General features: G+C 68.9%; 4 protein-coding genes. 1 reads left to right on the plus strand and 3 read right to left on the minus strand.

Features of this window, described 5'->3' with window-relative positions; all coding sequences use genetic code 11:
• On the minus strand, positions 1 to 2,643 hold a 2,643-nt coding region (locus AC2VOK_RS11035; RefSeq protein ID WP_428900502.1), incomplete at its 3' end, for a bifunctional FO biosynthesis protein CofGH.
• 258 nt (positions 2,644 to 2,901) lie between these two features.
• On the opposite strand from AC2VOK_RS11035, the gene AC2VOK_RS11040 reads away from it, so the two are divergent.
• On the plus strand, positions 2,902 to 3,747 hold the full coding sequence (locus AC2VOK_RS11040) for a PE family protein (protein ID WP_428900503.1): 846 nt from the start codon (positions 2,902 to 2,904) through the stop codon (positions 3,745 to 3,747).
• A 20-nt stretch (positions 3,748 to 3,767) separates the two neighbouring features.
• Here the strand turns inward: AC2VOK_RS11040 and AC2VOK_RS11045 are convergent, their stop codons facing one another.
• Positions 3,768 to 4,226, minus strand: a complete 459-nt coding sequence (locus AC2VOK_RS11045; protein WP_428900504.1) for a hypothetical protein — start codon at positions 4,224 to 4,226, stop codon at positions 3,768 to 3,770.
• Positions 4,227 to 4,327: 101 nt separating this feature from the next.
• On the minus strand, positions 4,328 to 5,227 hold the full coding sequence (gene mshB, locus AC2VOK_RS11050) for an N-acetyl-1-D-myo-inositol-2-amino-2-deoxy-alpha-D-glucopyranoside deacetylase (protein WP_428900505.1): 900 nt from the start codon (positions 5,225 to 5,227) through the stop codon (positions 4,328 to 4,330).
• Between the last annotated feature and the right edge of the window lie 16 nt (positions 5,228 to 5,243).

Consider the following 5,243-nt stretch of genomic DNA (forward strand, 5'->3'; position numbering starts at 1 on the left):
GGGCCAACCAAATCCAGGCCTGTGGGCTGCCCGGCGCCCGCTGAACACCCCACGGTCATGCGACCCGTGTGACGTAGGTGCCTTTGTGATGTAAGTGGTGGTGCGCTGACGCGCCGGACGGCCGATGCCCTCGGCGATGGCGGCCAATTCCGCCGCGCTCTTCGACGATCCGTGTTCCGAACCCGCCATCCGTGAGATCGTCTCCTCCATCAGCGTGCCGCCCAGATCGTTGGCGCCGCCGTTGAGCATCACCCGCGTGCGCTCGACGCCAAGCTTGACCCAGCTGGTCTGGATGTGCGAGATGCGGCCGTGCAACATGATTCGCGCGAGCGCATGCACCGCGCGGTTGTCGCGATGGGTGGGTCCGGGACGGGCCGCGCCGGCCAGGTACAACGGCGAGTTCTGGTGCACGAACGGCAACGGCACGAACTCGGTGAAACCGCCGGTGCGATCCTGGATGTCGCGCAGCACGTTCAGGTGGGCAACCCAGTGGCGCGGGTTGTCGACGTGCCCGTACATCATGGTCGAGGAGGATCGCAGGCCCACTTCGTGCGCGGTGGACACGATCTCGATCCACAGCGACGTCGGCAGTTTGCCCTTGGTGAGCACCCAGCGCACTTCGTCGTCGAGGATCTCGGCCGCGGTGCCGGGTATCGTATCGAGCCCGGCTTCGCGCAGGCTGACCAGCCATTCGCGAATACTCAGCCCGCTCTTGGTGACACCGTTGGCGATCTCCATCGGGGAGAACGCATGCACGTGCATCGAGGGCACCCGGCCCTTGACGGCGCGCACCAGCTCGACGTAACCGGTCACCGGCAGCTCGGGGTCGATGCCACCCTGCATGCACACCTCGGTGGCGCCCTGCACGTGCGCCTCCCAGACCCGGTCTGCGACCTCGTCGGTGGACAGCGAATACGCGTCCGCGTCCCCCTTGCGCTGAGCGAAGGCACAGAACCGGCAGCCGGTGTAACAGATGTTGGTGAAGTTGATGTTGCGGTTCACCACGAAGGTCACGTCGTCGCCGACCGCGTCACGACGCAACGAGTCGGCCAGTGCCGCAACCGCTTCCAATGCCGGGCCGTCGGCGGTGGCCAGGGCGAGGTACTCGCCGTCGGTGCAGGCCGCGGGATCGCGCTCCGCGGACCGCAGCGCGGCGAGCACGTCGGTGTCGATACGCTCGGGAGCCCGCGCGGCCAGCTCGTGTACGTGCGCCCGGATCGATTCCCAGTCGCCGAAGGCACTGTCGAGATCGCTGCGGGCCTGCGCGTTGCGGCCCGCGGTGTCGATGGTCGCGTGGAGGTCGGTCCGACCCGAGGACTCCACGTCGTCAGGCTCCTGCCAGGGCAGACCCACCGGATTGACGTCACGGGCCAGGCCGGTCGCCGGGTCGGCCAGCGCCAGCACGTGTCTGCGCACCCGCGGATCGATCCAGGCCGCTCCCGCCTGCACGTATCTGGGCTGGGCGGTCAGCCGTTGCGTCAGGTCATACCCGGACTCCGCGGTGACGGCGGCCAGTTCTTCCAAGGCGGGCCAGGGCCGTTCGGGGTTCACGTGGTCGGGCGTCAGAGGCGAGACGCCGCCCCAGTCGTCGACGCCGGCGGCGATCAGCGCGTGGCACTCCTGGCGCGAGACCAGGTTGGGCGGCGCCTGGATACGCATGCCCGGGCCCAGCACCAGCCGCGCAACCGCCACCGTCGCGAGGTAATCCTCGATCCCGGCATCGGGCACCGCGGCCATCACGGTGTGTTGCTTGGCGCGGAAGTTCTGCACGATCACCTCTTGGACGTGCCCGAACTCCTTGTGCAACTTGCGAATCGCGTGCAAGGTGTCGGCACGTTCGGCCAGGGTCTCGCCGATACCGACCAGCAGACCGGTGGTGAACGGAATGGACAGGCGCCCCGCGTCGGTCAGCGCGCGCAGCCGCACCACCGGATCTTTGTCCGGACTGCCGTAGTGGGCAAGGCCTCTGGTCTCGAACAGTCGCCGCGACGTCGTCTCCAGCATCATGCCCATCGACGGCGCGACCGGCTTGAGCCGTGACATCTCCGACCAGCTCATGACGCCCGGGTTCAGGTGCGGCAGCAGCCCGGTCTCCTCCAGCACCCGGATCGACATCGCCCGCAGGTAGGACAGCGTGGAGTCGTAGCCGCGCTCCCCCAGCCACTCTTTGGCCTCGGGCCATCGATCCTCGGGCCGGTCACCGAGAGTGAACAGCGCTTCCTTGCAACCGAGTTCGGCCCCGCGCCGGGCGACTCGGAGAATCTCGTCCGGCTCGAGATACATTCCGGCGCCCCGGGCGCGCAGTTTGCCCGGCGCGGCGACAAAGGTGCAGTAGTGGCAGCTGTCGCGACACAGGTGCGTGACCGGGATGAATACCTTGCGCGAATACGTGATCGGCAGCCGGCCGTCGGGCCCGCGCCGTCCCGCCGACTGCAGGCCCGCGTCGCGGACCCGCGACGCGCTCGAGCACAAGTCGGCCAGGGCATCCCCGCGGGCGGTCATCGCGACCGCCGCCTCCTCCACGTTCAGCGCAACGCCGTCCCGGGCCCGACGCAACACCCTCCGCAGCGCTGATGCGCCCGCCTGGGGCACGACGATGGGGCTGGGCAGCACGGTGGGCTCTTGGCCCGGAGTCAACGGCACCTTGCTGTAACTTCCCCACGTTCGAATTTCATCCGCGCGTCCCAACACGAGTCCCTGGGCAACGGTGCCATATGCGCAACACTAGCGCCAGGCTGCCGCCTGCCGGCGTTCGACCGTCCCCAACGCGACGTTGCACGCGCGCACGGACGCAGGCGTTTTGCCGACGTCCCGGCCCGCCGGCCCCGATCGGGTTACGATCCCAGAAAATCCGTTGCCGGCAACCCCGATTGCCGGACAGCAAAACCTGGAGGCTGCGCGGTGTCTTTCGTGCTGGCGGCGCCGGATGCGCTGGTCAGCGCGGCATCGGATCTGGCCGGCCTCGGGTCGACGATCAGCACCGCCAACGCCGTCGCGGCACCGCCCACGACCGGTGTCCTGGCCGCCGCCGCCGACGAGGTGTCGACGCAGATCGCTGCCCTGTTCTCCCACCATGCGGTGGAGTATCAGCAGCTCAGCTCGCAGGTGTCGCAGTTTCACCAGCGGTTCGTCCAGGCGCTGACCGAGGCGGCGAACGCGTACGCGTCCGCGGAAACACGCGCGGCGCAGACCCTGGTGAACGCGGTCAACACGCCCGCCGAGATAGTGCTGGGACACCCGCTGATCGGAACCGGGTCCGGCTGGATGACCGCGGGCGGCGCGGCCGGACTGCTCGGCACCGGAGCCGGGCTTTTCGGCGGCGACGCTGCCGCAGCAACGCAGGCGGCCGCCGCATTGCTTGCGCCGGCAGCGATCACCGGGGCCGCGTCGGTCCCGGCCGCCAACATACTGGCGCCGCTGGGCACCGCGATCGAGAACGCCTACCTTGCCGTCGAGCCGTGGGTGGCATACGGCTTTGACCTGGTCTCATATGGAGTCCGATGGCTGTTCTTGATCGGCATCCTGGCACCGCAGATCAACTACTTCTACTATCTGTTCGAGCCCATGGTTCGTGGCGTCCTGTTCAATACGATCGACTTCCTCGACGGGACAGTGAGTTTCACCCAGGGGTTGAACAACATCTATGCGGCCACCACGGCCTCGATCAACCAGTTCGTCACCACCGAGACCAACTGGTTCCACAGCCTGTTCCCCCCACTCCCGCCGATCGGGACGAACCTGCCGTAATCCTCAGACGTGTGAGGTCCTCAGCCGTGTGGGCCGCGCCGCCACAACACCCACGCCGGCGGCGTCACCCCCAGCACCATCAACAACAGCGCCCCGTAGCGCATCAGGCCCTCGCCCCCGAGGATCACGTCGTCCGCAGGGCCACCCATACTGATGAACGCCACGGTGATCAGCCACGTCCACAGCGGCACCGCCGCCACCCGCGGAGACCTCGCCCACAAGCCGGCGGCCCACACCAGGGCAGCGTTGACAAGCCCACTGATCAGCCCGCTGACGGGAAAGGGGACAACGCCGACATAGGAAGGCAGCAGCAGTGCTCCGGCCAGTGCGGACAGGACGCCGTCCACGGCCAGCAGCATCAGGACGACCATGCGAACAGCTGAGTCTGCGGCGCCGCCGTCCTCGCCCGCGGCGCTCGGCCTGGTTGCGATCAGGTCGGGACGCTGTCGACCTGGGAGAGGATCGAACCGATGACCCATTGAAAGCTGTCGAGCCGGTCCTGCCAGTGCTGCATATTAGGGTCCATGTCAGGGTCCATGCGAATTCCTTCCGTGGGGCGCCTGCGGGGAAGCCTACCGCGTCAGGCCGCAGTGAAACCAAGCCCTGCAAGCAGATCCGTTTCCCAACCGCGCTCGTCACGTTCGCCCGCGGCGCCGGCGGCCAGCACGTAGTGCTCGTCGGCGGCGATCGGCAGCGCGATGTTGTTGGACAGGGCGCAGGCCCGGCCGGTCGGCCCCAGGTCCACCTGGGTGGCGTGCGCGGCGAGCGCGGCCCGCTTCGCGGCCCACCCCTGCGGGCCGGCCTCGACGACGGCGTCGATGTCCGAGTCGGCATACCCGAAGGCGAATCCCTCGTCCGGCGGGATCACCCAGTGCGGTTGCACATCCTGCGGCCGCAGTGCGTCCCGGGCCGCCCGGAAAGCGCTCAGGGCGAACACCGACCAGTAGAACTTCGGCACCTGCCATGGAGTACCCGGATACTGGGCCGCGGCGGAACCGGCTTCGGCCACGGCGGCGGTCGTCACAGTGTGGGTGTGGACGTGGTCGGGGTGGCCGTAACCCCCCTCGGGGTCATAGGTCACGACGACGTGCGGGCGCATGTCGCGGATGACGGCGACCAATGACCCGACGGCCTCACGCTCGTCGGCGTCGATGAACCGCTGGTGCCGCCGCTTTGCGGTGCCGGCCATACCCGAGTCCCGCCAGCGGCCGGCGCCGCCGAGATAGGTGGGTCCGCCGACGCCCAGCGCCCGCAGTGCGGCGGTCAGCTCAGCGACCCGGTAGCCACCGAGCTGGTCGGCGCGATCGACGGCCAGCCCGGCCCACTTCTCGCCGATCACCTCGCCCTCCTCGCCGAGCGTGCAGGTGACCACGCCCACCTCCGCCCCGCGAGCGGCGTAATGGGCGATGGTGGCGCCGGTGCCGATGGTCTCGTCGTCGGGGTGCGCGTGGACGAACAGCAGCCGCGGGGACTCAGGCATGCACGCACCCTACCGT

It is taken from the genome of Mycobacterium sp. TH-M116 (genome assembly GCF_057473685.1).